This is a genomic window from Streptomyces sp. NPDC085900 (genome assembly GCF_044540925.1).
GTDB lineage: Bacteria > Actinomycetota > Actinomycetes > Streptomycetales > Streptomycetaceae > Streptomyces > Streptomyces gilvifuscus.
The window spans coordinates 47153-73768 of record NZ_JBITSP010000009.1; the positions used below are offsets into that span (position 1 = coordinate 47153).

23 protein-coding genes and 1 pseudogene are annotated in these 26616 nt (G+C 71.6%); 14 read left to right on the forward strand and 10 right to left on the reverse strand.

The genetic code is table 11. The annotated features are described in order from the left end of the window. Positions 1-76 precede the first annotated feature (76 nt). Entirely contained in the window at positions 77-1006 is a 930-nt protein-coding gene (locus ACIGDI_RS28630; protein WP_399902389.1) for a lytic polysaccharide monooxygenase, read from the forward strand. A gap of 18 nt (positions 1007-1024) precedes the next feature. Here ACIGDI_RS28630 and ACIGDI_RS28635 read toward each other — a convergent pair whose 3' ends face one another. Next, the gene (locus ACIGDI_RS28635) at positions 1025-1678 is read right to left on the reverse strand and encodes a Tat pathway signal sequence domain protein (RefSeq protein WP_399902392.1); all 654 of its coding nucleotides are present in this window, start codon (positions 1676-1678) and stop codon (positions 1025-1027) included. Positions 1679-2351: 673 nt separating this feature from the next. Between ACIGDI_RS28635 and ACIGDI_RS28640 the strand changes: the two genes are divergently transcribed. Continuing rightward, complete coding sequence (locus ACIGDI_RS28640; RefSeq protein WP_142143441.1) at positions 2352-3023, forward strand: DUF6230 family protein; 672 nt, start codon at positions 2352-2354, stop codon at positions 3021-3023. Continuing rightward, entirely contained in the window at positions 3023-3475 is a 453-nt protein-coding gene (locus ACIGDI_RS28645; RefSeq protein ID WP_399902396.1) for a DUF6114 domain-containing protein, read from the forward strand. The genes ACIGDI_RS28640 and ACIGDI_RS28645 overlap by 1 nt, the downstream gene beginning before the upstream one ends. A 138-nt stretch (positions 3476-3613) precedes the next feature. Here the strand turns inward: ACIGDI_RS28645 and tatA are convergent, their stop codons facing one another. The 3 genes from tatA to ACIGDI_RS28660 all read right to left on the reverse strand — a co-directional run bounded on the left by tatA (position 3614) and on the right by ACIGDI_RS28660 (position 7142). Next, positions 3614-3838 (reverse strand): Sec-independent protein translocase subunit TatA, encoded by a 225-nt coding sequence (gene tatA / locus ACIGDI_RS28650; RefSeq protein ID WP_200703255.1) that lies wholly within the window; start codon positions 3836-3838, stop codon positions 3614-3616. Between the two features lie 126 nt (positions 3839-3964). After that, on the reverse strand, positions 3965-6802 hold the full coding sequence (locus ACIGDI_RS28655; protein WP_399902399.1) for an HAD-IC family P-type ATPase: 2838 nt from the start codon (positions 6800-6802) through the stop codon (positions 3965-3967). Then, a complete protein-coding gene (locus ACIGDI_RS28660) occupies positions 6792-7142 on the reverse strand; it encodes a metalloregulator ArsR/SmtB family transcription factor (protein ID WP_200703257.1) in 351 nt (116 codons plus the stop codon). The genes ACIGDI_RS28655 and ACIGDI_RS28660 overlap by 11 nt, the downstream gene beginning before the upstream one ends. Before the next feature lie 324 nt (positions 7143-7466). Here ACIGDI_RS28660 and ACIGDI_RS28665 point away from each other — a divergent pair, with 324 nt between their 5' ends. The 6 genes and pseudogenes from ACIGDI_RS28665 to ACIGDI_RS28690 all read left to right on the forward strand — a co-directional run bounded on the left by ACIGDI_RS28665 (position 7467) and on the right by ACIGDI_RS28690 (position 14801). Further along, positions 7467-8480: a substrate-binding domain-containing protein gene (locus ACIGDI_RS28665; RefSeq protein ID WP_399902403.1), complete on the forward strand. Its 1014-nt coding sequence runs from the start codon at positions 7467-7469 to the stop codon at positions 8478-8480. Positions 8481-8650: 170 nt separating this feature from the next. Continuing rightward, positions 8651-10589 (forward strand): annotated as a pseudogene (locus tag ACIGDI_RS28670) (nitrate- and nitrite sensing domain-containing protein); the annotation flags it as partial. Between the two features lie 1218 nt (positions 10590-11807). Then, complete coding sequence (locus tag ACIGDI_RS28675) at positions 11808-12239, forward strand: roadblock/LC7 domain-containing protein (protein WP_142143431.1); 432 nt, start codon at positions 11808-11810, stop codon at positions 12237-12239. A gap of 1 nt (position 12240) precedes the next feature. After that, complete coding sequence (locus tag ACIGDI_RS28680) at positions 12241-12597, forward strand: DUF742 domain-containing protein (protein WP_272176249.1); 357 nt, start codon at positions 12241-12243, stop codon at positions 12595-12597. Further along, positions 12584-13159, forward strand: a complete 576-nt coding sequence (locus tag ACIGDI_RS28685) for an ATP/GTP-binding protein (protein ID WP_272176250.1) — start codon at positions 12584-12586, stop codon at positions 13157-13159. The genes ACIGDI_RS28680 and ACIGDI_RS28685 overlap by 14 nt, the downstream gene beginning before the upstream one ends. Before the next feature lie 235 nt (positions 13160-13394). Further along, complete coding sequence (locus tag ACIGDI_RS28690; protein WP_399902407.1) at positions 13395-14801, forward strand: glycoside hydrolase family 43 protein; 1407 nt, start codon at positions 13395-13397, stop codon at positions 14799-14801. A 46-nt stretch (positions 14802-14847) separates the two neighbouring features. Here the strand turns inward: ACIGDI_RS28690 and ACIGDI_RS28695 are convergent, their stop codons facing one another. Next, positions 14848-15807 (reverse strand): ABC transporter substrate-binding protein, encoded by a 960-nt coding sequence (locus ACIGDI_RS28695; RefSeq protein WP_399902410.1) that lies wholly within the window; start codon positions 15805-15807, stop codon positions 14848-14850. A gap of 357 nt (positions 15808-16164) precedes the next feature. On the opposite strand from ACIGDI_RS28695, the gene ACIGDI_RS28700 reads away from it, so the two are divergent. The 4 genes from ACIGDI_RS28700 to ACIGDI_RS28715 are packed head-to-tail and all read left to right on the forward strand — an operon-like array spanning position 16165 to position 20480. Beyond that, the gene (locus ACIGDI_RS28700; RefSeq protein WP_399902413.1) at positions 16165-18936 is read left to right on the forward strand and encodes an ATP-binding protein; all 2772 of its coding nucleotides are present in this window, start codon (positions 16165-16167) and stop codon (positions 18934-18936) included. Continuing rightward, on the forward strand, positions 18933-19412 hold the full coding sequence (locus ACIGDI_RS28705; protein WP_399902416.1) for a roadblock/LC7 domain-containing protein: 480 nt from the start codon (positions 18933-18935) through the stop codon (positions 19410-19412). Before ACIGDI_RS28700 ends, ACIGDI_RS28705 begins: the two co-directional genes overlap by 4 nt. 59 nt (positions 19413-19471) lie before the next feature. After that, positions 19472-19891, forward strand: a complete 420-nt coding sequence (locus tag ACIGDI_RS28710) for a DUF742 domain-containing protein (RefSeq protein WP_399902419.1) — start codon at positions 19472-19474, stop codon at positions 19889-19891. Further along, the gene (locus tag ACIGDI_RS28715; protein WP_399902422.1) at positions 19878-20480 is read left to right on the forward strand and encodes a GTP-binding protein; all 603 of its coding nucleotides are present in this window, start codon (positions 19878-19880) and stop codon (positions 20478-20480) included. Before ACIGDI_RS28710 ends, ACIGDI_RS28715 begins: the two co-directional genes overlap by 14 nt. Before the next feature lie 39 nt (positions 20481-20519). On the opposite strand, the gene ACIGDI_RS28720 is transcribed toward ACIGDI_RS28715, so the two are convergent. The 3 genes from ACIGDI_RS28720 to ACIGDI_RS28730 are packed head-to-tail and all read right to left on the reverse strand — an operon-like array spanning position 20520 to position 23022. After that, on the reverse strand, positions 20520-21188 hold the full coding sequence (locus ACIGDI_RS28720) for an ABC transporter permease (protein WP_399902425.1): 669 nt from the start codon (positions 21186-21188) through the stop codon (positions 20520-20522). Next, positions 21185-21895, reverse strand: coding sequence for an ABC transporter permease (locus tag ACIGDI_RS28725; protein ID WP_200705184.1), 711 nt, complete (start codon positions 21893-21895; stop codon positions 21185-21187). Before ACIGDI_RS28725 ends, ACIGDI_RS28720 begins: the two co-directional genes overlap by 4 nt. Then, positions 21892-23022 carry an ABC transporter ATP-binding protein gene (locus tag ACIGDI_RS28730; RefSeq protein ID WP_399902429.1) on the reverse strand — a complete coding sequence of 377 codons (1131 nt, stop codon included), beginning with the start codon at positions 23020-23022 and terminating at the stop codon, positions 21892-21894. The genes ACIGDI_RS28725 and ACIGDI_RS28730 overlap by 4 nt, the downstream gene beginning before the upstream one ends. 234 nt (positions 23023-23256) lie before the next feature. Between ACIGDI_RS28730 and ACIGDI_RS28735 the strand changes: the two genes are divergently transcribed. Further along, positions 23257-25395, forward strand: a complete 2139-nt coding sequence (locus ACIGDI_RS28735; protein ID WP_399902432.1) for an ArnT family glycosyltransferase — start codon at positions 23257-23259, stop codon at positions 25393-25395. A gap of 66 nt (positions 25396-25461) precedes the next feature. Here ACIGDI_RS28735 and ACIGDI_RS28740 read toward each other — a convergent pair whose 3' ends face one another. Beyond that, complete coding sequence (locus ACIGDI_RS28740) at positions 25462-26181, reverse strand: FAD:protein FMN transferase (RefSeq protein WP_399903079.1); 720 nt, start codon at positions 26179-26181, stop codon at positions 25462-25464. Positions 26182-26206: 25 nt separating this feature from the next. Then, a complete protein-coding gene (locus ACIGDI_RS28745; protein ID WP_200705181.1) occupies positions 26207-26608 on the reverse strand; it encodes an FMN-binding protein in 402 nt (133 codons plus the stop codon). Between the last annotated feature and the right edge of the window lie 8 nt (positions 26609-26616).

The window sequence follows — 26616 nt, forward strand, 5'->3', positions numbered from 1 at the left end:
GGGTGAACGCATGGCGCCGGTTCGCCGTACTCCACGGGAGCAGCCCGTTCCCGCGCCGGCCGAGGAGACGATCCGGATGCCCCGGATGACCGCACACCGCACCGCCCTGGCGGCCGCCATCGTGACCCCGTTCCTGCTGCCGCTGTGGGCGGCGGGCCCGGCGCAGGCGCACGGCGCGCCCACGGACCCGGTCAGCCGGGCGTACGCCTGCTCCCCGGACGGCGGGGCGAACGCGAAGTCGGCGGCCTGCCGGGCGGCCGTGGCCGCGAACGGCGCACCCTTCACCTTCTGGGACAACCTGCGGGTGGCGGACGTGAACGGGCGGGACCGGCAGACCATTCCGGACGGAAAACTGTGCAGCGGAGGCCTGCCCGCCTACAAGGGCCTGGACGTGGCCCGCACGGACTGGCCGGCGACGCAGCTGAAGCCGGGCGCGACGCTGACCATGAAGTACGCCTCCACGATCCCGCACACCGGCACGTTCAAGCTCTATCTGACCGAGCAGGGCTACGACCCGGCGAAACCGCTGACCTGGTCGGAGCTGCCCGAGCGGCCGTTCGCCACGGTCAAGGACCCGGCGCTGACGAGCGGCGCCTACCGCATCACCGCCAAGCTGCCGTCCGACCGGACGGGACGGCAGGTGCTCTACACGATCTGGCAGAACAGCAGCACGACGGACACCTATTACTCGTGCTCCGACGTGGTGTTCCCGGCGGCCGGGGGAGCCGACACCCCGGCCGCCGGGCAGAAGAACGGCAGCACTCCGACGGCCGCGCGGAAGAACGGCGGCTCACCGTCCCCGACGGCCGAAAAGCGCCGTACGCGGACCGTTCCCGCGCAGAACACGGAGGCGACGACGGCGCCGTCGAGTCCCGACAGCACCCCCGTCGCCTCCACCGGGACCGCGGACTCGGGTCCGTCCGCGCCCCTGCTGGCGGGCGGCGCCGCCGCGGTGCTGGTGCTCACCGGCGGCGCCGCCCTGGCCCTGCGTCTGCGTCGACGCTGAACCTCGGCCCTACGTCGGTCAGTTGACGTAGACCGCCGCGCCGTTGTCGGTCACCGGGGCGTACTTGGCGGTGAAGTAGCCGCTGCTGAAGCAGAGCGACGAGCCGGACACCTTGGTGAACTGCTGGTTGGTGAAGTTGATGCTGTTGTCGGCGTTGTCGGCCTTACCGGTCAGGGCGGCGGCCTGGTAGACGCAGGTGATGCTGCCCAGCAGTGTCTTCAGCTTGACCGTGGTCTGGATGGTGGAGCCGCTCGCCGGGCTGACCGTGAGGGTGCCGTCGGAGGCCACGGTGGTGGTGTACGGCAGGTTGTCCACCGTGATGCTGCTGACGCCCGTCACGCCGAGAACGTTGCTGGTGCAGCTGCTGCTGTCGAAGGTCTGCCCGCTGACCGACTCGGTGGCCGTGCCGGGCGCCGAGGGGTTGTCCGTGACGGCGGCGCTGAAGGTCGAGGAGCTGCACGACACACCGCTCGTGCCGGTCGCGCTCGAGTACAGGGTGGCGTTGGTGCCGCTGGCCAGCGGGGCGGTGAGGGTGTCGCCGACCGCGACGGCGGCGCCGCCCGCGGAGCCGGTGGTGAGGACCGCGGTGTCGGCCGCCGAGGCGGGGGCGACGGCGGGCAGGGAGAGCGCCGCGACGGTGCCGACGAGGGTCAGAAGGGTGCGAGTGCGCATGCGTCAGTGCCTCTTTCGAAGTGGGGGTTGTTCGAGGGTGGGTGGGACGTGGGGGGTCGCTGGAAACAGCGGGCGCCAGTCCGCGTCCGCCGTTGCCGGCCCGTGACGCCTTCTCCTTACGTCACGGGCCGGCGACGGCGACCGGCCGGCGGTCGGCCGCAGACCCGTGGGGAGGGCCGTCGGCCGGGCCGGCCGGGAAGTCGGCCCGGCGCGGGACCAGGGGGGAAGTGCCCGTGCCGGGCCGTGGAGGGTTTGTGTCGGGCGATGAAGTGCCCGCACTGGACAACAGGGGTCCGGGAGACGCGGACGATGCCGCGTGGCGGGATCCGGCGCCACGGATCCGGGGGAAGCCAGGGGCAGTTGTAGACCTGATACTCAGTCAACGTCAAGCAGCCATAGGGGAGTTGACGATCGTTCTAATAGGACGCACAAGAAGAGAGGGACAACGGTCGACTCGCGACCCATAGGCGACCCACAATCGACACCCTTTTTTCACAACTGCCTTGACCCTCGAAAGTAACCACGGGTAACTTCCTCGCTGGCTACTGCGGAGTACGAGAAAGCCCTTCCACCCGCCGGGAGTTGGGAGGCGCCGTGCGTCCGCAGGCTGTCCGCGCCAGGACAACGCGCCGCTGACGCCCAACCCGCACTGACTATGCACATGGGAGCAGAAATGGCCTCGTCCCCGGACGTCACCTCGTCCGCCGACCTCACCCCCGAGAACCCCGAAAGCGGTTCCTCGTCCGAGCCCGCCAGACGCGGCCGGGTTCGCGCCCGCCGCGCCGCGGTGATGGCGGTGCCCGCCGTCGCCGCCCTCGCCGGCCTCGGCATCCTCACCGCCCAGGGCGCCCTGGGGGTGTCGTTCTCGATCTCCGGCATGCCCTTCACGGTCACCGCCAAGTCGCTGGACGGCACCGGCTTCGAGCAGTTCGGCGCGCTCGACAGCATGATCGACAACAGCCCGAACGCGGGCGACACCGGCGGTCAGGTCCTGGTCGTGACCTCCGCGATCAAGAACGCGACGCTGGACAGCCTCTGCCAGAGCGTGGACCTGGGCGGCACGAACCTGCTCATCACCGCGGGCAGCGGCTCCTCGAAGGTGCAGGCGAGCAACCTGACCACCGACTCGACGCAGCTGACCGGTGACGCCTCGTTCAACAACATCGAGATCGGCAACGACGCGAGCACGCTCACCAAGGCCGGGGTCAAGGGCCCGGCGGGCGTCTTCAGCCAGCAGGCCGACACCGTCCACATCGACAACCTGCGGCAGACCAACTACGCCACCACCGCAGGCGTGTTCAAGCTTCCGGGCCTCAAGCTCCGGTTCAGCGACTCGGGTTGCTGATGTCGGGCACCCCGAAGCAAGGGTTCGGTCCCGCCTTCCGTCGCTGGCGGGCGGGCCGGCCGTTCTGGGGCGGGCTGCTGCTCACCCTGGGCGGGGCGGAGATCCTGCTCACCGAGAAGGCCTCGCTGAAGGTCATCATGCACATCGGTATGCAGGGTCTGGCCGGCTACCTGCTGCCGGTCGTGATGGTGCTGTGCGGGCTGCTGACGCTGCTCAGCCCCGGTCAGCGCCTGTTCTACTCGATCATCGGCGTCATGTCCTCGCTGGGCACCTGGCTCACCTCGAACCTGGGCGGCTTCTTCATCGGCCTGCTCCTGGGCGCGGTGGGCAGCTGCCTCGTCTTCGGCTGGCTGCCCGACCAGGAGCCGCGCCGCAGCCGCCGGCAGCGCCGGAAGGAAGCGGGGGCTGCCTTGGAAGCGGGGGCGGTCGCCGAAGCGGTTCAGGTGCCGTAGCGCGGCCGCGGAAGCGGTTCAGGTGCCGTAGTACGGCCGCGGAACCGCCACCGAACAGCCGTAGGACACACGTGCAGGCCGACCCGGAGTCGTAACCGGGTCGGCCTGCACGTGTGCGTGTGCGCGGGGAGCGGCGGCTCAGGAGGCCGCGGCTCCCTTGCTGACCTCCGTGGGCTCCACGACCGTCTGCGCGGGTGCCGCGGCGGGGTTCTCGTCCTTCATCGCCTTCGCCTCGCTCTTGAGGATGCGCATCGACTTGCCCAGGGCGCGGGCGGTGTCGGGCAGCTTCTTCGAGCCGAAGAGCACGATCACGACGATGGCCACGATCAGCAGGTGCCAGGGTTCCAGTCCGTTGCGGAGCATGCCGCACCCTCCCTTTCCTCAACTACGTCAACGTCGGCGCAGGACGGTCGGCGTTGCTCGCACACCCGTCAACGGTTGCCACTTTGCGCAACTGTACAACCAAGGGGCGGGTGTGCCGAGCCCCTGTCATCCGTGCCGTCGCTCGTACCAGGCCCTGGCCGCGAGCAGGGCCAGCGCGTACACGGCGAGCACGACGGTGAGCAGGACGTGGTAGGCGGCGGGCAGGGCCGTCAGGCCGAGGGCCGTGCCGAGCGGGCTGAGCGGCAGCAGGAGGCCCACGGCCGCGAGGCCGGTGGCGGACCAGCCGAGCGGGCCGGGCGCGCGGCCCTCGGCGAGACGTCGGCCGGTGCGCAGCAGGAGCATCACCAGGGCCTGGGTGAGCAGGTTCTCGGTGAACCAGGCGGAGTGGAAGACGGGGGCGTCGTCCACCGCCTCGGAACCGGGCAGGGCGAGTGCGAGGACGGCGAAGGTGGCGAGGTCGGCGACGGCGTTGAGGACACCGAAGCCGGTGATGAACCGCAGGAAGGCCCGGGGCCGGAGGCCGGCCGGGCGGCGCAGGGCGGCGGCGCCGGGGCGGTCGTGGGCGAAGGCGAGCTGGGCGGCGTCGAAGCAGAGGTTCTGCACCAGCACCTGGGCCGGGAGCATCGGCAGGAACGGCAGCAGCAGGCCGGCCGCGAGCATCGCCAGGACGTTGCCGAGGTTGGAGGAGAGCGTGACGCGCAGATACGAGGCGATGTTGCCGCTGCTGTAGCGGCCCGCGGTGACCGCGTGCCCGATCGCCGTGAGGTCCTTCGCCGCGAGCACGACGTCGGCGCTCTCCCGGGCCGCGGCCACGGCGTCCCGCGGCGCGATGCCGACGTCCGCGGCCCGCAGCGCGGGCACGTCGTTGACGCCGTCCCCGAGAAACCCGACGGTGTGCCCGGCGGCCCTCAGCCCGGCGACGACACGGGCCTTGTCGTCGGGGGTGCAACGGGCGACCACGACGGTGGAACACACCGGGCCCTCCGCTCCGGCGCCCTCCGGCGCGCGGGCCACGGCCGCCACGGGTTCCACGGCTCGGAGGGGTTCTCGGCCCCCGGGGCCGATGCCGTCGCCGGCCGCGAAAACGCCCCAGGCATCCGTCGCCGGGCCGTCCCCGGACTCCCCGACCGCCCCGGCGGCCGGTCCCGACGCGTCACCGGCCAACCCGGCATCCGCCCCCGCCCCGCCCCCGGCCACCGTGACACCCACGGGGCCCGCCCCGAAGACATCCGCCGCCACAGCCGCGTCCCCGTCGGTCGGGTTCAAGGCGTCCGTCGCGATGTGCACCCGGCCCGGTTCCAGGCCCAGGTCCCGGCAGACACGGGCCGTCGTCGCGGGGTGGTCGCCCGTCAGGATGTGGACGGCGACGCCTCGGGCGGTCAGTGCGCGCACCGCCTCGGCCGCGCTCGGTGCGAGGGCGTCGCGGAAGGTCACGAAGCCGCGGAAGTCCAGGCCCTGTTCGTCGGCGGGCGTGCGGTCGCGGGGGCGGGCGGGGCGCTGCCTGGTGGCGACGGCGAGCAGTCGTAGCCCCGAGTCGGCCTCGCGCGCGGCGAGGGCGAGCAGCCGGGCGCGCTCGCCGGGTGTCGTGGCGCACCGGTCGAGTACGGCCTCCACGGCGCCCTTGACCACGACTGTGTGCGTGCCGGGGCCGGGACCCCGTACGACCGCGGTGGCCAGGCGCCGGACCGGGTCGAAGGGGACGGCGCCCACCCCGTCGTACTCCTCGCCGACCTCCCCCGCCGCCCGGAGCAGCGCCTCGTCGAGGGCGTCCGGGGCGGGGAGTTCGGCGAGTTGCAGGCTCCACCAGGCGCCGACGGCGGCCCAGCGCAGGACGTCGGGGTCGTCGTGGCCGGCCGGGCCGAGGGAGCGTACGACGACCGGCCGGTCCTGGGTGAGCGTGCCGGTCTTGTCGACGCACAGGACGTCGACCGCGCCCAGGTCGTGCAGGGCGGGCAGCCGTTTGACGATCACGTCGTGGCGGCGGGCGAGCAGCGCGGCACCGCGGGCGAGGCAGGTGGTGACGATCACCGGAAGCATCTCGGGCGTGAGCCCGACGGCCACCGCGACGGCGAACGGCAGCGTCTCCAGTCCCCGCCCGCGCAGGGCGGCGCCCGCCATGAGCACCAGCGGCGGTGTCAGCAGCATGAACCGGATCAGCACCCAGGAGATGCCGTGCACGGAGCGGTCGAAGGAACTGGCCTCCGGCGGCGCCGTCCCGGAGCGACCGGCGCGCGTTCGCCGTGCCGCCCGCGGTCGGGCGTCGTAGGCGGCGCCCAGCCGGGTGCGCGGGCCGGTCGCGAGTACGACGGCGGTGGCGCTGCCCGTCGCGACGCCGCTGCCCTGGTAGCACAGGTGCGGCTCGCCGAAGGGGCCGTCGGCCGAGGCGCCGGGGCTCTCGGTGGCGGACTTGGCGACCGGCGTGCTCTCGCCGGTGAGCGCGGCCTGGTGCACGGTGAGACCGCGGGAGCGCAGCAGCCGTACGTCCGCGGGGACGAGGTCGCCGGGGCCGAGCCGGATCACATCGCCCGGCACCAGTTCGGTGACGGGTATCTCGCGGGCCGCCTGTCCGCCCTCGCCGCCCCGCAGCACGGTGGCGGTGCCGGCGACCAGGCCGCGCAGCGCGGCCATCGACCGGTCGGCCCGGTGCTCGCCGCTCGCCCGCAGCACACAGCTGACGGCGACCAGGGCGAGGATGACGGCGGCGGTGCCCCAGGAGGCGACGGCGGCGGACACCAGGCCGAGCACGAGCAGTACGGCGGTGAAGGGGTCGCGCAGACCGCGTGCGCACCGGCGCGCCCAGGACGGGGTGCGCAGTTCGGGCAGCGTGTTCTCGCCGGCCTCCGCCAGCCGGGCCGCGGCCTCGGCGTCGGTCAGCCCGCGCGGGCCGGTCTCCAGGTGCCGCAGCACCTGCAGCCGGGTGCCGGCGGCGGGCTCAGAGGCCACGGAGGCGGGGTGCCGGGATGTCGCCCTCCCGGCCGGCGAGCCGGTCCACCATGAGCTTCACGACGTCCACGACGTCCGGGTCGTCGACCAGGTACACCTGGCGGCGGCCCTCGCGGCGGGCGCGGACCAGGCCGGCCAGCTTGAGCTTGGTCAGGTGCTGGCTGACGGCGGGCAGCGCGCCGCCGACGCGCTCCGCGAGCCCGGTGACATCGCTCTCGCCCTGCGCCAGCGCCCACACGATGTGCAGCCGGGCTGGCGAGGCCAGCAGCCCGAAGGCCGCGGCCGCGCGGTCGAGCACGTCGGCGGAGGGGTCCTCGAAGCCACTGCCGGCTGCCGCCACGTCGTCGCTCTCCTGTCGGGGTCCCTGTCGTACGAACCGCACCAGTTTAGGTGCCGCGCCCCGGCCCACCGGTCCTGGGAGACGGCCGGAATCCGCTCGGCGGACGGCATTCGACATGCAAACGGTCTGACGCGGTCCGCAAACATCACGAAGCGGCAGCAGTAACTCACTGAAAGTGGCTGCTCACTTGACTACCGGCGGTCACACGCGATTGGCTCCGGCCAGCGAGAGTCGCCTCGGCGGTGTACGACCCGTCGGACGTCGTCCGGAGCCGTGCTCGCGCTGTTCCTCCAGCTCGGCCGCACAGCGAGGTGCCGCACTTCGATGAAGACTCCTCCCCCACCGTCTGCCTCCCACAGACCGGTTCGTCTCGCGGCCCTGGCCGTGGTCGCCGGGCTGCTCGTGGCGGGCTGTTCAGCCTCCGGCGACCGGTCGGAATCCACCACCGGCTCCGTCGGGAAGGCGGGCGGCAACTCCCGCATCAAGATCACCATGGTCACGCACGGCGCGAAGGGCGACGCCTTCTGGGACCTGGTGCGCAGGGGTGCCGAGGCGGCCGCGGCCAAGGACGGCGTGGAGCTGACCTACGCCAGCGACCCCGACACGGCCGGTCAGGCCGAACTGGTGCGCGACGCGGTCCGCAACAAGGCCGACGGCATAGCCGTGACCCTCGCCAAGCCGCAGGCGATGAAGGCGCCGATCGCCGCGGCCCGGGCGGCGGACATACCCGTGGTCGGCATCAACTCCGGTATCGACTCCTGGCAGTCCGAGGGGCTGCTGGAGTACTTCGGCCAGGACGAGAGCGTGGCGGGCCAGGCCGTCGGCAACAAACTCGACGCCCTGAAGGTCAAGCACGCCCTGTGCGTCATCCACGAGCGCGGCAACGTCGGCCTGGAGGCCCGCTGCGCCGGCATGAAGAAGACCTTCGGCGGCCGGACCGAGAACCTCTACGTGGAGGGCACCGACGCCACCGCGACCACCGCCGTGATCACCGCACGGCTGCGGCAGGACCCGACGATCGACGAAGTGGTCACCAACGGCGCCCAGTTCGCGCTGCTCGCCGTCAAGTCGGTACGGGCGTCCTCGAGCCGGGCCCAGGTCGCCACCTTCGACCTCAACAAGAACCTGGTCAAGGCCGTCCAGAACGGCAGTGTCCAGTTCGCCGTGGACCAGCAGCCGTACCTGCAGGGCTACCTCGCGGTGGACGGGCTGTGGCTCTACCGGACCAACGGCAACATCAGCGGCGGCGGTGTCTCCCCCGTACTCACCGGACCGGCGTTCGTGACGAAGGCGAACGTCGCCGCGGTCGCCAAGTTCGCGGCGGGCGGCACCCGCTGAGGGGCCGCCGCGCGACATTTCACGGCTCATTGTCTCGAAAGATTCTTCGGGCCCGTGGCTCATGCGGTCACTTGTACGGATAGCATCCTGTGCACCCCATCTCTCCCCCGCTCACGGCCACCCCCGTAGCCCGCTCTCCTCTCCGCTCCCGCTGATCGCCTAGGACGACGATGTCTCCACGGACAGGTGCCCGGCCCCGCCGTCTCGGCTCCATACGTCTCTCCCTGATCCTGCTGGCACTGGTGCCCAGCGTCACGCTCGCCGCCATGTGGGGCGTGACGACGACGCAGATGTTCACCGAGGGCCTGCGGCTGCGCGGACAGACCCAGCTGAGCCGGTCCACCGGCGCGATGGGCACGGAGGCCACGCTCGCCCTGCAACGGGAGCGCAGTCTGTCGGCGGCCTGGCTGTCCGGTGACCCGCGCGGCTCCCGCGCCGCCCTGGAGGCGCAGCGCCGGGCCACGGACAAGGCGGTCGCCAAGCTGGTCGGCCAGTCCGACGCGATCAGCAAGGCGCCCGCGCGCATCTCGGACCGGCTGTACTCGGTGCTCGGCTCGGTCGGCAGCCTCGAGTACTACCGGGGGCAGGTGGACAAGCCGACCGACATCACCTCCGCACAGGCGCTCGGCCAGTACGGCTCGATCATCGACGACCAGATCCACGCCTTCCAGGAGCTGTCCCAGGTCGACGACGGCGACCTCACCTCGCAGGCCGGCCCGCTGGTCGCGCTGGAGCACGCGGCGGAGCTGGTCGCGCAGGAGGACGCGCAGCTCACCCTGGCCTGGCCGACGGGGAAGCTGACGGAGAAGGAGTGGTCGGCGTTCTCCCAGCTGGTCGCCACCCGGCGCTGGCTGGTGGAGGACCAGATCGTGCCCTCGCTGCAGGGCGGCGCGAAGGCCGAGACCGAGCGGATCCTGCAGAGCCCGGAGTGGCGGACCGTCCAGGACATCGAGGACCAGGTGCTCGCCGCCCGGCCCGGCGCCGACGGCAGGGCCGCACTGCCCGACGCGCGGGACCGGTGGGCGGCCTCCTTCGCGACGGTCGGCGACGAGTACGGGCGGATGATCCGGTCGCAGACGTCGGTCCTGCTCGACCGCAGTGCCGACAAAGCGCACAACCTGCTGCTGACCGCCGCCTCGCTGAGCGCGGGCGGGCTGATCGCCCTGCTGCTGTGCGTCGGCATGTCCTGGCGGATCACCCGCTCGCTGTCCCGGCGGCTGCGGGGCCTGCGGGAGGCCACCCTGAGCCTGGCCGAGGAACGGCTGCCGGACGTGGTGGCGCGGCTGGACCGGGGGGAGAAGGTCGACGCGGACGAGGCGACGCCGCCGCTGGACTACGGGCGGGACGAACTCGGCCAGGTGGCGCGGGCGTTCAACAAGGCGCAGCGGACCGCGGTGCACACCGCCGTCGAACTCGCCGACACCCGGCGCGGGTTCCAGAAGGTCATCCTCGGCATCGCGCGCCAGTCGCAGAACCTGGTCAACCTGCAGCTCACCAAGCTGGACACGCTGGAGCGGGAGCACACCGACCCTGACGTCCTCAAGGGTCTGTACGAACTGGACTCCACGGCGAGCCAGTTGCGGCGGTACGAGGAGAACCTGGTCATCATCAGCGGTGAGCAGCCGCGGCGCAGCTGGCGGGAGCCGGTCGCGCTGATCGACATCATGCGCAGCGCGGTCGGCGAGGTCGCCGAGTACGCCCGCGTGGAGGTGCACACCGACGAGGACGTGTACCTGGCGCCGCCGGCCGTGGCCGACGTGATCCACCTGCTGGCCGAGCTGATCGACAACGCGACCGCGTACTCCCCCGCGCCGGCCCCGGTGTCCGTGCGGGCGGCGCTGGTCGCCAAGGGGCTCGCCGTGGAGATCGAGGACCGCGGGCTCGGCATGTCAGAGGAGGACTACGCCTCCTTCAACGAACAGCTCGCGGTGGAGCCCCAGTTCGACGTCGTGGCGCTCGCGGACGACCTGCGGCTGGGCATGTTCGTCATCGCCCGCCTCGCCACCCGCCACGGCATCGCCGTCACCCTGCGCCCGTCGCCGTACGGCGGCACGACGGCGATCGTCCTGATTCCGCACGACATCGTCGTACGGGAGGCGCCGGAGCCCGGTACCGCGGACGCGGCCCCCGGCCGCGCGCGGCACGGGAGCACCGGGACCGACACGGCGTACGACCAAGCCGGCTACGCCGACGGTGAGCACACCCGGGCGACGGAGAGCGGCCCGTCGGCCGAGCCGGACCACATGGCGCCCCCGTCCCCGGGCACCGCCCGCCCGGCAGTGACGACCGACACGGGCACCCGGCACGCCGAGGCCACCGGATACGCGGATGACGCCCGGCATGCCGAGGCCGCCAGGCACACGGAAGGCACCCGCCACGCCGAGGCCACCGGATACGCGGAAGGCACCTGGCACGCGGGAGGCTCCGAGCACGCGGGCACGGCCGAACGCCCGACGACCACCGGACGGAGAGCGAGCACCAGACCGACGGCGGACGCCGCGCGTTCGGGAGACCCCGACAGCGGGGTGGACGCGCGCGCGGAAGACGCCGATCGCGGGCATTTCGGCGAGCTCGGTGACCTCGGTGACCTCGGTGACCTCAGCGAACTCGGTGCATTCGGCGGCCTGGACGACCCCGGCGATCTGAGCGACCGCGCCGACCGCGCCGAGCGCGGGCCGCTGGGCGCGCACGACGCGGACACCGAACCCGGGCGGGACGCGGAAGGGCCCGACCGCGGGCGTCTGGACAGGCTCACGGCGTACAGCAACCGGCTGGCGAGGACCAGACGGATCGAGGAAGCCGTATGGGCGAGGGACGGCCGGGCCGCGTCGGGTTCCGGCCGGACGGAAGCGGACGACCCGGGCCGCGAGGCCGACACCCACCGCGCGGGCGGAGCCGACGGCAGCGACGGCACCGGACCCTGGCGCGCGGACGGAGGCACGGGCGGACGCTCTCCCGGGCGGAGCGGTGAGGCCGAAGCCGGCCGTCGGCCCGCGTGGCCGGGGGGTTCGGGGCGGCGTCCGGGGCTCGCCCCCTTGCCGCGCCGTGTCCCGCAGTCCAGTCTGGCGGCCGAGTTGCGTGAGGACCTGTCGGGTGAAGAGGAGGGGCAGGCAGGTGAGTTCACCGCGGAACGGGCCGCCTCCTCGCTCGGCGGCTTCCAGCGCGGCACGCTCCGGGCGCGTGACGACGACGCCGGGGCCCACGACGACCGGGAGGAGAACCCCGTACCGCAGGACCAGGCAGAACCGGACGCCGGGCCCGCCGACACAGGCACCGGCACCCATACGCCCTCGCCCCCGCCCGCCGACCGCTGACGAAGGACACGTCATGACACGCCCCATCCCCGCCACCCACACCCAACTCGATCAGTTGCTCACCGGACTGGTGGAGCGGGTCGCCGAGGTGAACCACGCCGTGGTGCTCTCCGAGGACGGCCTCGTCGTCAGCAAGTCCACGGGGTTCCTGCGCGACGACGCCGAGCGGCTCGCCGCCACCGCCTCCGGGCTGATGAGCCTCAGCAAGGGCGTCAGCATGGACTTCCGCGGCGGTCCGGTCCGCCAGGCGCTGATCGAGATGGCCAACAGCTTCCTGATCCTCACCTCGGCCGGCCCCGGCGCCCACCTGGTCGTCCTGACCAGCGCGGGCGCCGACGTCGGCGTGGTGGCGTACCAGATGAACATGCTGGTCAAGAAGATCGGCGAGCACCTCAGCGCGGCGCCGCGGGCCGGCATCGGCCCCACCGTCGACTCCGGCGCGTGAGGTGGCCGGAGGCGACACGGCAGGCCGTCTCGTACGACCCTTCGCGCTGACCGGCGGACGCACCCGGCCGAGCCGTGCCGACTTCACGCTCATCACGACGGTGACCGCGGTGGACCCGCCGCCGACCTGGGCCACCCGACCGCAGCCGGAGCAGCAGCGCATCCTGCGCCACTGCGTCGAGCCGATCGCCGTCGCCGAACTCGCCGCTCTGCTCGACCTCCCGGTGAGTGTGATCGTGATCATGCTGTGCGATCTGCTGGAGGCGGGCCGGATCACGCTCCGCCCGCCGCGCCCGGTGTCCCAGAACCCGGATCTGGACCTGCTGCAGAAAGTGAGGGACGGCCTTGGCCGACTCTGACACCGTCACCCGGGCCGCGCCCGACACGGTGAAGATCCTGATCGCCGGCGGCTTCGGCGTCGGCAAGACCACGATGGTCGGCTCGGTCAGCGAGATCGCTCCGCTGCGCACCGAGGAACCGCTGACCGAGGCCGGCCTGGGCGTCGACGACCTCGAGGGCATCGAGGAGAAGAAGGCCACGACGGTGGCCCTGGACTTCGGCCGTATCACCATCGGCGACGACCTGGTCCTGTACCTCTTCGGTACGCCGGGCCAGCAGCGGTTCTGGTTCATGTGGAACGACCTCGCGCTGGGCGCGCTGGGCGCGGTCGTCCTGATCGACGTCCGCCGCCCGGAGTCCAGCTTCGCCGCGATCGACTTCTTCGAACGCCGGGGCATCCCCTTCGTGGTGGGCGTCAACGGCTTCTACGGCGAACACCCGTATCCGCCCGAGGAGATCCGAGACGCCCTGGCCCTGCCGGACGACGTCCAGGTCCTGCTGTGCGACGCACGGGAGCGCGGCTCGTGCCGGGACGTGCTGATAGCCCTGCTGGACCAGTTGATCGCCGCGGCCGTCAACTAGCGCTCGTCATCGCCCTGTTCACTCGTCGGGCCCGGCTCGCGGCTCGTCCGGCGGGGCGATGACGCATGCCGTCGGGTCCGGGACCGACGAAAACCAGCCAAGCGCGACCGTGTGATTGACGCACACGCGTCACATCCCTACCTTCTGATCGACTTACCGAACTGCGTTCGAAATACCGAAAGTCGGCCACCCCCCACTCCCCCGCTCACCCCCGCCCGCACGCACTGGAGCGCACATGAACGCCAGACCGTCGCACCCCCTCCCCCACCCCTCCCGGCGCCACTTCCTCGGCATGGCCGCGACCGTCCCGCTGGCGGCGACCGGCGCGCTCGCGCTCGGTGCCGGGACCGCCCGCGCGGCCACCGACTCGGCGTACGTCATGTGCTACTTCACCGAGTCCCCGGACATGCTCGCCGCCGACTACGGCCTGCATCTGGCCGTCAGCACCGACGGCCTGGAGTGGACCCCGCTGAACCAGAACGCCCCGGTCGCCACCCCGACCGCGGGCTCCACCGGTCTGCGCGACCCCTTCGTCCTGCGCAAGCAGGACGGCACGTTCGTGGTGCTCGCCACCGACCTCAAGGGCACCGACTGGACGTACGTCAGCCAGTACATCCACGTCTGGGACTCCACGGACCTGCGCACCTTCACCGGCTACCGGCGGATGAAGCTGCACGACATGAACACCCACAGCTGGGCGCCCGAGGCCTTCTGGGACGCGGGGCGGGGCCAGTACGGCGTGATCTACTCGGCCGTGAACTCCAGCGGCCACAACGTGATCATGATCAACTACACGAGCGACTTCGTGACCGCCGGCGCCCCGCAGGTCTTCTTCGACCCCGGCTACGACGTCATCGACGGCGATCTGGCCGTCGGCGTGAACGGCGTCAACTACCTCTACTTCAAGAAGAACTCGACGCTGGTCGGCGCGAAGTCCACCTCGCTGGACCCGGGCAGCTTCACCGAGTTCAGCACCGCCGTCTCGCACGGCGGCACCGAGGCGCCCACCCTCGTCAAGTCACTGACGTCCGGCTCGACCTGGTACCTGTGGGGCGACACCTGGTCGCCGAACGGCGTCTTCTACGCCTGGCAGACCAGCAATCCGGCCGCCGGCACCTGGACCGCCCTCGACCAGAAGACGTACACCCAGCCCCTCAACTCCAAGCACTGCGGCATCCAGCCGATCACCGCGACCGAGTACGCCAACCTGGTCGCCAAGTGGGGCACCCCGGCCTGGAACCGGCTCAAGTCCTACAACTACCCGGCCCGTTACGTCCGCCACGCGGACTACGTCGGGCGGATCGACGCCTACGCCTTCGACCCCTACACCGACTCGATGTGGAAGCTCGTGCCGGGCCTCGCCGACTCGTCCGGGGTGTCGTTCCAGTCCGTCAACTACCCGACGCGCTACCTGCGGCACTACGACTACCAGTTGCGGCTGGACGTCAACGACGGCACGTCGACGTTCGCCGGTGACGCCACGTTCTACCGGACGGCGGGCCTCGCCGACTCGTCCTGGTCGTCTTTCCGGTCGTACAACTACCCGACCCGCTACATCCGGCACTCCGACTTCGTCCTGCGCATCGACCCGATCTCCAGCGCCACCGACCAGCAGGACGCGACCTTCCGCGTCGGGTACTGAACGGTGTGGGTGCCCTCCGCCGAGGAGGGCACCCACACCGCACCGGTCAGGAGGCCAGGCCCGCCGACTTCAGCCACGCCTTGGCGACGTCCAGCGGGTCCTTGTTGTCGATCTGGACCTGGGAGTCCAGGTCTTGCAGGGTCTTGGTGTCGAGCTTGGCCGAGACCGCGTTCAGGGCCGAGACGCCGGCCGAGGACAGACCGCTCTTGTATACGAGCGGCTGCACGTTCTCGAACCCGAAGAGGTTCTTCGGGTCCTGCAGGACCACGAACTTCTCCTTGGTGATGTGCGCGTCCGTGGTGAAGATGTCCGCGGCCTGCACGGTGTTCTTCTTCAGCGCCGCCAGGGTCAGCGGGCCGCCCGCGTCGAGCGCCTTGAAGGACTTGAACTCCACGCCGTACACGGACTTCAGGCCCACCAGGCCCTGCTGCCGGGTCTGGAACTCCGGCGAGGCGCCGATGGTGAGGTCCTTCGCGACGGCCTTGAGGTCCGCGATGGAGGACTCGGAGGTCAGCTTGTACTTGTCGGCGGTGGCCTTGTTGACCGTCACCGAGTCCTTGTCCTGCGCGGCGGACGGGTCGAGGAGCGTCAGCTTGGAGTCCAGCTTGGCCTCGATGGCCGCCGTGGTGGCCTCCACCGTCTTCGGCGTGGCCTTCGGGTCGAGGTAGGCCAGCAGTGCGCCGTTGTACTCCGGCAGCACGGTGATGGAGCCGTTCTTCAGCAGGCCGTAGGTGGTCTCACGGCTGCCGATGTTCGGCTTGTAGGTGACCTTGACACCCTTGGCCTTGAGGGCCTCGCCGTAGATGTCGGCGATCAGGATGCTCTCGGCGAAGTTGTTGGAGCCGACGACGACCGTCTTGCCGTCGGACTTGCCCCCGTCGAGGGGGTTGGAGGACTTGTCGTCGGAGGAGCCACATCCCGCCAGCAGGGCCGTGGTCGCGGCGAGCGCGACGGCCGCCGCGGGGTAGCTCTTGATGGACCTGCTGCGTGGGGCGTTGGAAGTCACGATTCCCGTTCCGGACTCGGGGGATTGATGAGGAGCAAGCACTGCAACTGATCCAATCCAGCCTGTTCTCACTCAGTCAAGAGCACCCTGGTCACCAATTGGCCTCAATGAGTGATCGGTTGTGAAGGCTGCGTGAACGGATGCAAGTGGAATCGGAGGCGCTTTGTAACGGATTCTTGACGTAGGGCGACGCGCTTGATCGTTCGAAGAGGCGGTAGTCTCACCGAAGTTGGCGTCGGTCACAGCGGTTTACGGGGGCCGCTGCGGTGTCATCCGCACCATTCTTCACGATCCAGCATCGACCAGAATCGGTCATGCGCGTCTCGCGCGACCGAGGATCCCGTGTAAGGAGGCTCGGTGTCCACGAACGAGGTGGACGCGCCGCCCCGGTCGGCTCCGCCGCGGCTCAGGCGCGGTCGTCTCCGGCACTTCGCCGACCGGTGGCCGTTCCGACGGAAGCTCAATCTGCTCGTCGGCATCCCGCTGGCCGTCGTGGCCGTCCTGCTCTCCTACCTCATCGCCGACCAGGTGGGCCAGGCGAGCGACGCGGCGTCGGCGGCCGACCTGGTGCGCAACAGCGAGCAGGTGGCCGGGCTGGTCAACGACCTGGAGAGCGAACACCAGCTGGCCATCCTGCTGTCCGTGCGCTACGAGGCCGGCGGCCGGGGCGTGGAGTCCACGCTCGCCGGCTACCGCAAGGCGCAGGACAAGGTCGACGCGCAGATCGACAAGGTGCGTGAGACCTTCGGCGACGGACTGCCGGACGGCGAGGCACAGGCGCTGAAGGAGGTCGAGGGCCTCACCAGTCTGCGCGGGACGGTCGAGCAGAGCTACCTGCCCGCCAGCAACATCGACCCCGCCTACAACAACGCCGCCAGGACCGTGATCGGCGGGCTCGGCCTGGATCGCAACTCCGAGCTCGCGGCCACGTTCACCGGCAACCTGCTCGACTCGCTGCTGCGGGCCGACGCCGCGCACGGCTCCTTCGAGACCGGCGTGTTCTCCGCGACGACCGGCGACACGAACGCCCAGATCGAGTTCACGACCGCCGTCGGCGCCTACGAGCTGTACAACAACCAGGTCGAGCGCTTCTCCCGGTTCGCCACCGAGGCACAGGCCGACGAGCTGTCGGGCATCGAGCACACCGACGCCCAGCGGGACATCGCCGAGGCGTACGCCGAACTCCAGGTGGCTCCCAGCACGTTGCAGGCCGCGTCCCCTGCCGAGGTCAGGACGGCGTTCCGGGACGCCCTGGGCGACTACCCCGCCTATCCGCGGCAGGCGGAGGCCCGGCTGAAGATCACCTCGTCGCTGATCGGCCAGATCGCCGACCGCGCCGACGCCGCCCGCAGTGACGCCGCCTGGCGCGCCGGACTGCTGCTCACCATCGGTCTGCTCGGCTTCGGCCTGTGGATCGTCTTCTCCGTCATCGTGCGCCGCTCAGTGGTACGGCCCGTGCAGGCCCTCACCGGTGCCGCGCAGGAGGTCGCCGAGGTGGCCGGCCGCGAACTGGCCCGGGTCGCCGACGACGACGAGGACGACAGCCCGCCGATGCTGCGCGAGATGCCGGTCACCGCGGACGACGAGATCGGTGAGCTGGCCGAGGTGTTCAACCGGGTGCAGACCACCGCGATCGCGCTCCTGGAGCGACAGGTGCTCAGCAGGCGCAACGTGGCCGAGATGTTCGGCAACGTCGGCCGCCGCGTCAGCAACCTGACGGCACGTCAGCTGTCGTTGATCGACGCGGTGGAGCGCGGCGAGACGGATCCGGCGCTGCTCGAACGCCTCTACTCCATCGACCACATCGCCGTACGTCTGCGGCGCAACGCGGACAGTCTGATGCTGCTGGCCGGCATCCGCGAGACCGTCCTCGACTCGGGGCCGACGGCACTCACCAACGTCGTACGCGCGGCGCTCGGTCAGATCGAGGGCTTCCGGCGGGTGCAGCTGCACGCGCGCACCGAGGTCATGGTGGAGCCCGACATCATCGGCGACCTCACCCTGATGGTGGCCGAACTCCTGGAGAACGCGGTGTCGTTCTCGCCCGCCGGCAGTCCGGTCGAGGTGTACGTCCGTGACACCTCCGCGGCGGAGGCCGCGGGCGGCGCGACGATCGTCGTCGCCGACCACGGCCTGGGCATGGGCGCCGACCGGCTCGCCGAGGAGAACGCCCGTCTCATCCGCCGCGAGCGGCTGGACGTCGTGCCGACGAAGGTGCTCGGCCTGTTCGTGGTGGGCACGCTGGCCCGCCGTTGGGGCATCGGCGTCGCCCTGTCCCGGACGCCGGGCGGCGGAGTGACGGCGGAGGTGTCGGTGCCGCCCTCGCTGCTGCTGGCGATGAGCCCGGTGGGGGCCGCCGCCGCGGGTACGGCGAGGACACCGGCAGCCGTCGACCGGGCCCCGGGCTCCGTGACGGCGACGGAGCCGGCAGCCGCCCGTACGGCGGTCGCCGAAGCCCCGGACGCCGCCCACGGGTTCGCCGAACCGCCGCTTCCCGGCACCGCCGCAGGCCCGCGCCCGGCGGCCGTCACCCGGGACACCACCACCCGCGACGGCCACCCCGGCCCCCTCCCCCGCCGGGTCCCCCGGCGGGACCCGGACCCCACGGACGCGGCGTCCGCGGACACGGCGTCCGGCACGGAGCCCGCTCCGGCCCCGACCACTCACTCGGTGTCGGCCTACACCGCGCAGGACGAGGAGAGGCCCTTCGTGCCGCGGGCTCGGGGGGAAGCGGAGGCCGGTGTGGTCCACGCCCGGCCCGACGAGTCCACCCCCGCCCGCCCGGGCGAGGTCGGCCGGGAGGTATCGTCCTTCGAGGTCAGGCCCGACGAGACAGCGTTGTCCGACCGGTCGGCCGGCGACTCCCCCCGTCCCCTCCGCCGTCGCGTCCGCGGTGCCACCCTGCGCACGACCGTCGACGCCGCCGCCCAGGCCGCGGCCCGGCAACCCGCCCGCCCCGCCGACGCGGCAGCCGTCCGGGACGCACTCGACGAGTTCGAGGCGGCCGTGGAACGCGCCAACCGCGACAGCCGCGCCTCGGACGACGACGACCGCCCCGGCGGACCCGCCCCGCGTCCGACCACCGACCCGCACCACCAGAACCACCTCCCGGAAGGAGCCGAGCAGTGAGTACGTCGACAGGTGACACTCCCCCCGCGGGAGCCACCACGCCGGCCGAACTGCAGGCCGCCGCAGCCGACTTCACCTGGCTGCTCAACCGTTTCGCGACCGAGACCGCGGGTGTCGTCGACGCCATCGCGGTGTCGTCCGACGGGCTGCTCATCGCGGTGTCCGAGCTGCGCGAGCACGCCGACTCCGAGCGGCTGGCCGCGATCGTCTCCGGCATCACGTCCCTGGCCGCCGGCGCCTCCGGCAACTACGGTCTGGGCGGCCTCAACAAGGTCATCATCGACCTGGAGGGCGGCCATGTCCTGGTCTCCGCCATCGGCAGCGGCGCCGTCCTCGGCGTCGTCACCGACAAGGAGGCCAAACTCGGCAACATCGCCTACGAGATGACGCTGTTCGCCAACCGGGCCGGCAGCGCGCTCAGTCCCCAGCTCGTGCTCCAGCTCAAGAACAACGTCGGCGCCGCTTCCGCGCGCTGACCGGTCGCCGGTCCGAAGCCCTCGGCCGAGGGCGCGGTCGAGGAGGAAGAAGACACCCCATGCCGGACGGCTCCCCACCGCCGGACGGCCCGGAACCGGTCGGTCCCGCCCCCGCCGTACGGCCGTTCCTGGTCACCGCCGGCCGGGTCGCGCCCACCGCGTCCGGCCGGCCGGTACCGGTGGAGACCCAGGTGGTGGCCACCGCCGAGGGTCTCGCCGAACTCGACGACCTCACCTTCGAGCAGCACGACATCGTCGCCGCCTGCCGGCAGCCGCAGTCCGTCGCCGAACTCGCGGCCCGGCTCAGGCTGCACCTCAACGTCGTACGGATCCTCACCGAGGACCTGCGCGCCGCCGGACTCCTGGTGGTGCACGTCCCCGACACCGGAGTCATCCACGACGCCTCCGTCCTGCGCAGGGTCATCGACGCCCTGCGTGCCATCCCCGACTCCCGAGGGGTACTCCGTGACTCCGACTGAACCGGCCGCCCCCGTCGCGGCCGCTCCGGTGGCCGCCGTACGACCGCCGCTGCCGGTCAAGATGGTGATCGCGGGCGGCTTCGGCGTGGGCAAGACCACCGCCGTGGGCTCCATCTCCGAGATCGAGCCGCTGACCACCGAGGCCGCCATCACGGAGGTCGCGGCGGGCGTGGACGACCTCAGCCACACCCCGAGCAAGACCACCACCACCGTGGCGATGGACTTCGGCTGCATCACCATCGACCCGACGCTGAAGCTGTACCTGTTCGGCACGCCCGGCCAGGAGCGGTTCGGCTTCATGTGGGACGACATCGTCGAGGGCGCGGTCGGCGGCCTCGTCATCGTCGACTCCCGCCGCCTCGACGACTGCTACGCCGCCGTCGACTACTTCGAGCACCGGCAGATCCCGTTCGCGGTCGCGGTCAACGCCTTCGACGGCAAGGTGCAGCACAGCCTGGAAGAGGTGCGCTGGGCGCTCGACGTCGCCGAGCGGGTCCCGGTGCTCGTGTTCGACGCCCGCGAGCGGGGCTCGGTGCGGGACGCGCTGCTCGTCGTACTGGAGCTGGCGCTGGCCCGCACGGAGGGCTGACGGACGGGCCCGGGGTCACCGACTCCCGGGCCCCGGGCGTCAGTTGCCGCGCCGTACCCCCGGTGACACGGTCAGCCGTGCCACCGCCCAGAAGAACCCGAGCGTGACCAGGGCCAGTACGGCCACCAAGGTCGCGCCGCCCACCACCTTCTCGTAGTTGAGCTGGTAGAGACCGTCCACGATGTACCGGCCGAGGCCGCCGAGCGACACGTAGGCGGCGATCGTCGCCGTGGAGACGATCTGGATGGCCGCCGAGCGCAGGCCGCTGAGGATCAGCGGGAGCGCGACCGGGAGTTCGACCTGGAACAGGACGCGTGACTCCGACATGCCCATGCCCCGGGCCGCGTCCACCGGAGACGGGTCGACGGAGCGCAGCGCCTCGTAGGTGGTGACCAGGATCGGAGGGACGGCGAGGACGACCAGCGGGATCATCACCGGGGTCAGTCCGAGTCCCAGCAGCACGAACATCAGCACCAGCAGACCGAAGCTGGGCAGGGCGCGCCCCGCCGTGGCGACCAGGGCGAGGGCGTTGCCGCCGCGTCCGGTGTGGCCGGTGACCAGGCCGATCGGCAGGCCGATGGCGGCGGCGATGGCCAGCGCGATCAGCGTGTACTGGACGTGCTCGCGCAGCCGGGTGGGGATGCCGTCGTAGCCGTGCCAGTGGGCGCCGTCGCTGAAGAAGGCGTTGATGAGGTGAAGGACGTTCATCGGGCGGCGTCCTCCAGGGCGGCCGTGAGGGGTTCGGGCTCGTCCACCGGGCGTGGCGCCCGGCCGCCGCGCGGCATCCACGGCGTCACCAGGATGCGTACGACGACGAGCATCGCGTCGGCGAGGACGGCGAGGACGGCCGTACCGATGACGGACAGCCAGATCAGGCGGGGCTGGTTGTAGATCTGGCCGTCGTGGAGCAGGTTGCCCAGCGCGCCCTGGTTGCCGATCAGCATGCCGACGGAGACGAGGGAGATGCTGGAGACCGTCGCGATCCGCAGACCCGCGATGATCGCGGGCGCGGCGATCGGCAACTGGACCTGGAAGTAGCGGCGTACGGGCCCGAGGCCCATCGCGGTGGCCGCGTCGAGCGTCTCCTGCGGCACCGACCGCACACCGTCGACGATCGCCGGGACGAACACCACCAGGCTGTAGACGCCCAGCGGGATCATCACGGTCGTCTCGGTCTGCCCGGTGTAGTCGATCAGCACGACGAAGAAGGCGAGTGAGGGGATGGCGTAGAGGACGGTCGTCACCCACAGCACCGGCGGGTACAACCAGCGCAGCCGCACGCAGAGTTGGGCGATGGGCAGCGCCACCACCAGTCCGACGGCGACCGGGATCAGCGCCTCGCGCAGATGCAGTCCGACCAGACCCCAGTAGGAGTTCTGCAGGTCGCTCGGAATGTCGAACAGGCCGCCGCTCATCCGGCGACCTTCTCGTCGCTGCGGCCCTCGGCGTGCGCGGTGCGGATGGCCTCGCCGATGGCCTGCTGGGACACCACGCCGGTGACCCGGCCGCCGGCGTCCACCGCGACCGCCCAGCCGGTCGGCGACAGGACGGCGCCGTCGAGGGCGGCGCGCAGGGACTCCTTGCCGTGCACGAAGGGCCGCCCGTACGGCAGGAGGCGGGCGGTGTCCACGGCGCCCGCGGTCAGCCGGTCCGGCTCGCTCCAGCCGAGGGGCAGGCCGGCCACGTCGGTGACGAGGAGGTAGGGCACGTCCTTCGAGACGCGGGCGGCGATCTGCTCGGCGGTGGCGTCGACCGCGACGACCGGGGCGGTCAGCAGGTCGAGTCCGGCGGAGGAGAAGAAGGACAGCCGCCTGATGCCGCGGTCGGCGCCGAGGAAGTCCTCGACGAAGGCGTCGGCGGGGTCCGACAGCAGCTCGGCGGGCGGCGCGAACTGGGCGAGGTGGCCGCCGGTGCGCATCACGGCGACCATGGTGCCGATCTTGACGGCCTCGTCGATGTCATGGGTGACGAAGACGATGGTCTTGCCCAACTCGTCCTGGATGCGCAGCAGTTCGTCCTGCAGGCCCTTGCGCACCACCGGGTCGACGGCCGAGAACGGCTCGTCCATCAGCAGCACCGGCGGGTCCGCGGCGAGCGCCCGCGCGACGCCGACGCGCTGCTGCTGGCCGCCGGAGAGCTGGTAGGGGTAGCGCTTGGCGAGGGAGCCGTCGAGCCCGACCCGCTCCATCAGCTCGCGGGCCCGGGCCCGCGCCCTGGCCTTGTCCCAGCCGAGCAGCCGGGGCACGGTGGCGATGTTGTCGAGGATCGTGCGGTGCTGGAAGAGACCGGCGTTCTGGATGACGTAACCCATGGACCGGCGCAGCGTGTTCACCGGCTGCTTGGTGATGTCCTTGCCGTCGATGGTGATCGTGCCCGTGCTCGGCTCGATCATCCGGTTGATCATCCGCAGCGTGGTCGTCTTGCCGCAGCCCGACGGTCCGACGAAGACCGTGATCGCACCATCGGGTATTTCCAGCGACAGGTTGTCGACCGCCACCGTGCCGTCCGGGTAGCGCTTGGTGACTGAATCTATTCGTATCAAAACGCCGAATACCCTTCGGGTCTGGACCGTTGGAAGCCGAGTCTAGACCCCTATTGTTTCGCCACTTCTGCGGGATCATGGCCGGTTCGCTGTGGCCGACCTGTGAGTTCTCTGATTCTCACTCTCCGCTCAGCACCCCCTCAGGGATCGCACAGCCGGGGCGCCGATCGTTGCTGTGCGAACCACCCTCGTCGAACTGCCCATTGGGGCGAACACCCACCTGGAGTACGTGTCATGACGACCCTCGCCCCGCCTCCCGCGCCCGCCCAGGAGGGCAGGCACCGGGCCGCGGCCCCGCCCGCCTCCCGGACGAGAAGGCTGTTCACCGGCGCCCCCGAGGACCCGCGCTGGGCCCGCCCCGCCCTGTTGGCGATCCTGGTCCTCGCGACGGCCCTGTACGCCTGGAACCTCTCCTCCGTCACCGGCAACACCTTCTACAACGCGGCCGTCTACTCCGGGACCAAGAGCTGGAAGGCGTTCTTCTTCGGCGCCTTGGACTCCGGCAGCTTCATCACCGTCGACAAACCGCCGTTCGCGCTGTGGGTGATGGGCCTGTCGGCCCGCGTGCTCGGTTACGGCACCTGGCAGTTGACGCTGCCGATGGTGGCGGTGGGCACCGGCTCCGTGGCCCTGCTGTACCGGCTGGTCAAGCGGGACTTCGGGGTGGTGGCGGGCACGATCGCCGCGCTGACGCTGACGCTCACCCCGATCACGGTCGCCATCGAGCGGGACACCAACCCGGACCCGGTCCTGGTCTTCCTGATGCTGCTCGGCGCGGCGGCCCTGCTGAAGGCCGTGCGCTCCGGCCGGACGATGCCGTTGGTGTGGTCCGCGGTCGCCATCGGCTTCGCGTTCAACACGAAGATGATGCAGGCGTACGTCGTCCTGCCCGCGTTCTTCCTGGTCTACCTGTGGGCCGCGAACACCTCGCCGGTCAGGCGGATCCGCAACCTCGCCGTGGCCACGGTGGCGCTGGTCGTCTCCAGCGCCTGGTGGATGGTGATCGTCGATCTCATCCCGGCGTCCGACCGGCCGTACATCGGCGGCTCGACCGACAACACCGTCTGGGACCTGGTCATCGGCTACAACGGCTTCGGCCGGATCTTCGGGGCGAGCTCGTCGGTGGGCTCGCAGGGCAACGGCGCGAGTTTCGGCGGCAGTTCGGGCATCTACCGGATGTTCAACGACATCATGGGCGGGCAGATCTCCTGGCTGATCCCGTTCGCCGCGATCGCGCTCGTCGGCGGTCTGGTGCTGCGCGGCCGGGCGCCGCGCACGGACGCCCGGCGGGCGGCGCTGATGCTGTGGGGCGGCTGGTTCGTCCTGCACTACCTGACCTTCTCCCTCGCCGAGGGCACCTTCCACCCCTACTACGTCACCGCCATGGCCCCCGGTATCGCGGCGCTGGCGGGTGCGGGCGGGGTCATGCTGTACGGCGCCTTCAAGGAGCGGCCGGCGGTCAAGTGGGGCTGGGTGCTGCCGGGTGCGGTCGCCGTCAGCGCGGTCTGGGCCGTCGTGCTGCTCCGACGGGCCTCGGGCTCCGGCACGGTGTACACGGTCGCCGAGGTCGTGGCCGCCCTCGCCGGTGCGGTCGCGGTGCTCGGGCTGGTGGCCGGGCGGTTCATGCGGCGGCGGGGGCTGATCGGGCTCGCCTCGCTCGCCGCGGTCGTGGCCCTGCTCGCCGGTCCTGCCGCCTACTCGGTCTCGGCGGCGACGACCACGAGCACCAACGGCACCAACCCGACGGCCGGTCCCAGTACCGGCGGGATGGGCGGCGGCCCCGGTGGCGGCGGCAAGGGGGGCGCGCCGAGCATGAGCGGCGGCACGTCGAGCGGCACCAAGCCGAGCGGCGGCGCGCCGAGCGGATCGGGTACCGGTAGTGGGCAGTCGATGGGGCAGCCGCCTTCCGGTACCGGCAGCACGGGTACCGGCAGCACGGGTGCCGACGGCACCAGTACCGGGAACACCGGTACCGGGAGCACCAGTACCGAGAGCGGCAGCCGGTCGCAGGCCGGCCCCGGCGCCGGCGGCATGGGCGGTGAGGTGAGCTCCGCGATGATCACGTACCTGAAGAAGCACCAGGACGGCGCCACCTGGCTGGTGGCGGTGGCCACCGACCAGACCGCGTCCTCGATCATCCTGGAGTCGGGGCAGCCGGTCATCTCCATGGGCGGCTGGTCCGGCAGCGACAACGCGATGACACTGGCCAAGCTCAAGAGCCTGGTGAAGTCGGGCAAGCTGCACTACATCGTGGTCTCCAGCACCGGCGGCCAGGGAACCAGCTCCGAGATCTCCACCTGGGTCAAGGCCCACGGCGCGGCGGTGAGCGCCTACAGCGGCCTGTACCGGCTGGACGCCTCCGACGTCGGCTGACCATGTCCCCCCACTCCATGAGCGGGCGGGCCGCCGGACTCCCCTGCCGGCGGCCCGCCCTTCGGCTCATCCGGGCGCCGGATCCTCCCGCGCGACGGGGAAGCCCTCCGTCCGCAGCACCTGTCCGTCGGCGTCCACGGCGAACACCTCGCACCCCGGCAGGGACGCGGCCCAGCCGACGCCCTCGGTGCCCATCGCGAAGGCGGCCGTGGCCACCGAGTCCGCCTCGGTGAGTGAGGAGGCGACGACCGTCAGGCTCAGCAGTCCGGTCGCCGGGCGTCCGGTCCGGCCGTCGACGATGTGGTCGCCGCGCTCGTAGCGGGCGGAGGTGGCGACGGCGCCGTCGGTCAGCTCCAGCACCGCGCACAGCTTGTCGGCGTGCTCGGGGTGCCGTACCCCCACCCGCCAGGGCCCGCCGACGGCGACAACGTCACCGCCGGCGTTCAGCACGAACCGCCGTGCCCCGGCCGCCCGCAACAGGTCGGCCGCCCGCTGCACGGACCAGCCCTTGACGACCGCGTTGGGGTCGAGCCCCCGCCCCGGCAGCCGCGCGTCGAACGCGCCGCCGGTCGCCCGGCGGTAGTGCTCGCACAGGTCGAGGACCTCGACGAGGTCGTCGCTGAGCTCGTGCCGCTCCAGTTCGCCGCGGTCGTAGCGGCACACCTCGCTGTCGGGCCGGTAGGGGCTGAACCGGGCGTCGACCTCGCGCAGCCACGCGAAGACGTCGTCCGCGGCCCGCTCGGGTACGTCCTCGTCGTCCACCCGCAGCGAGACGGGAAAGCCCATGACGTGTTCGACCCGGTTCACCGGATCAGCCTCTCACGTCGATCGCGGCCTGCAGGGACTCCTTGTAGGCGTCGCTGGTGATCGTCGCGCCGGACACCGTGTCGATGTCCGCGCTCTGCGCCTTCAACGTCTCGGCGACCAGCTTCGGCACGGCGGCCGTCGTCTGCGGGTGGTTCGGCTGCTGGAGCATGCTCACGGCGGTGATCCGGTCGCCGTCGAAGGTGACCTGGACCTGTACCGGACCCTTGTCCGTCCGGATCGTCGTGCCCTTGACGACGGTCCCCGACGAGGTGCCCGGGGAGGCGGACGCGGACGGTGTCGTGGCCGGGGCGGCGGTGGAGGCCGGGGTGCCGGCCGACGGCTCGTAGCGCCAGACCGGGACCAGGCCCGCGATGCTGAGGACGACGACAGGTATGGCTCGCTTCACGATGTCTT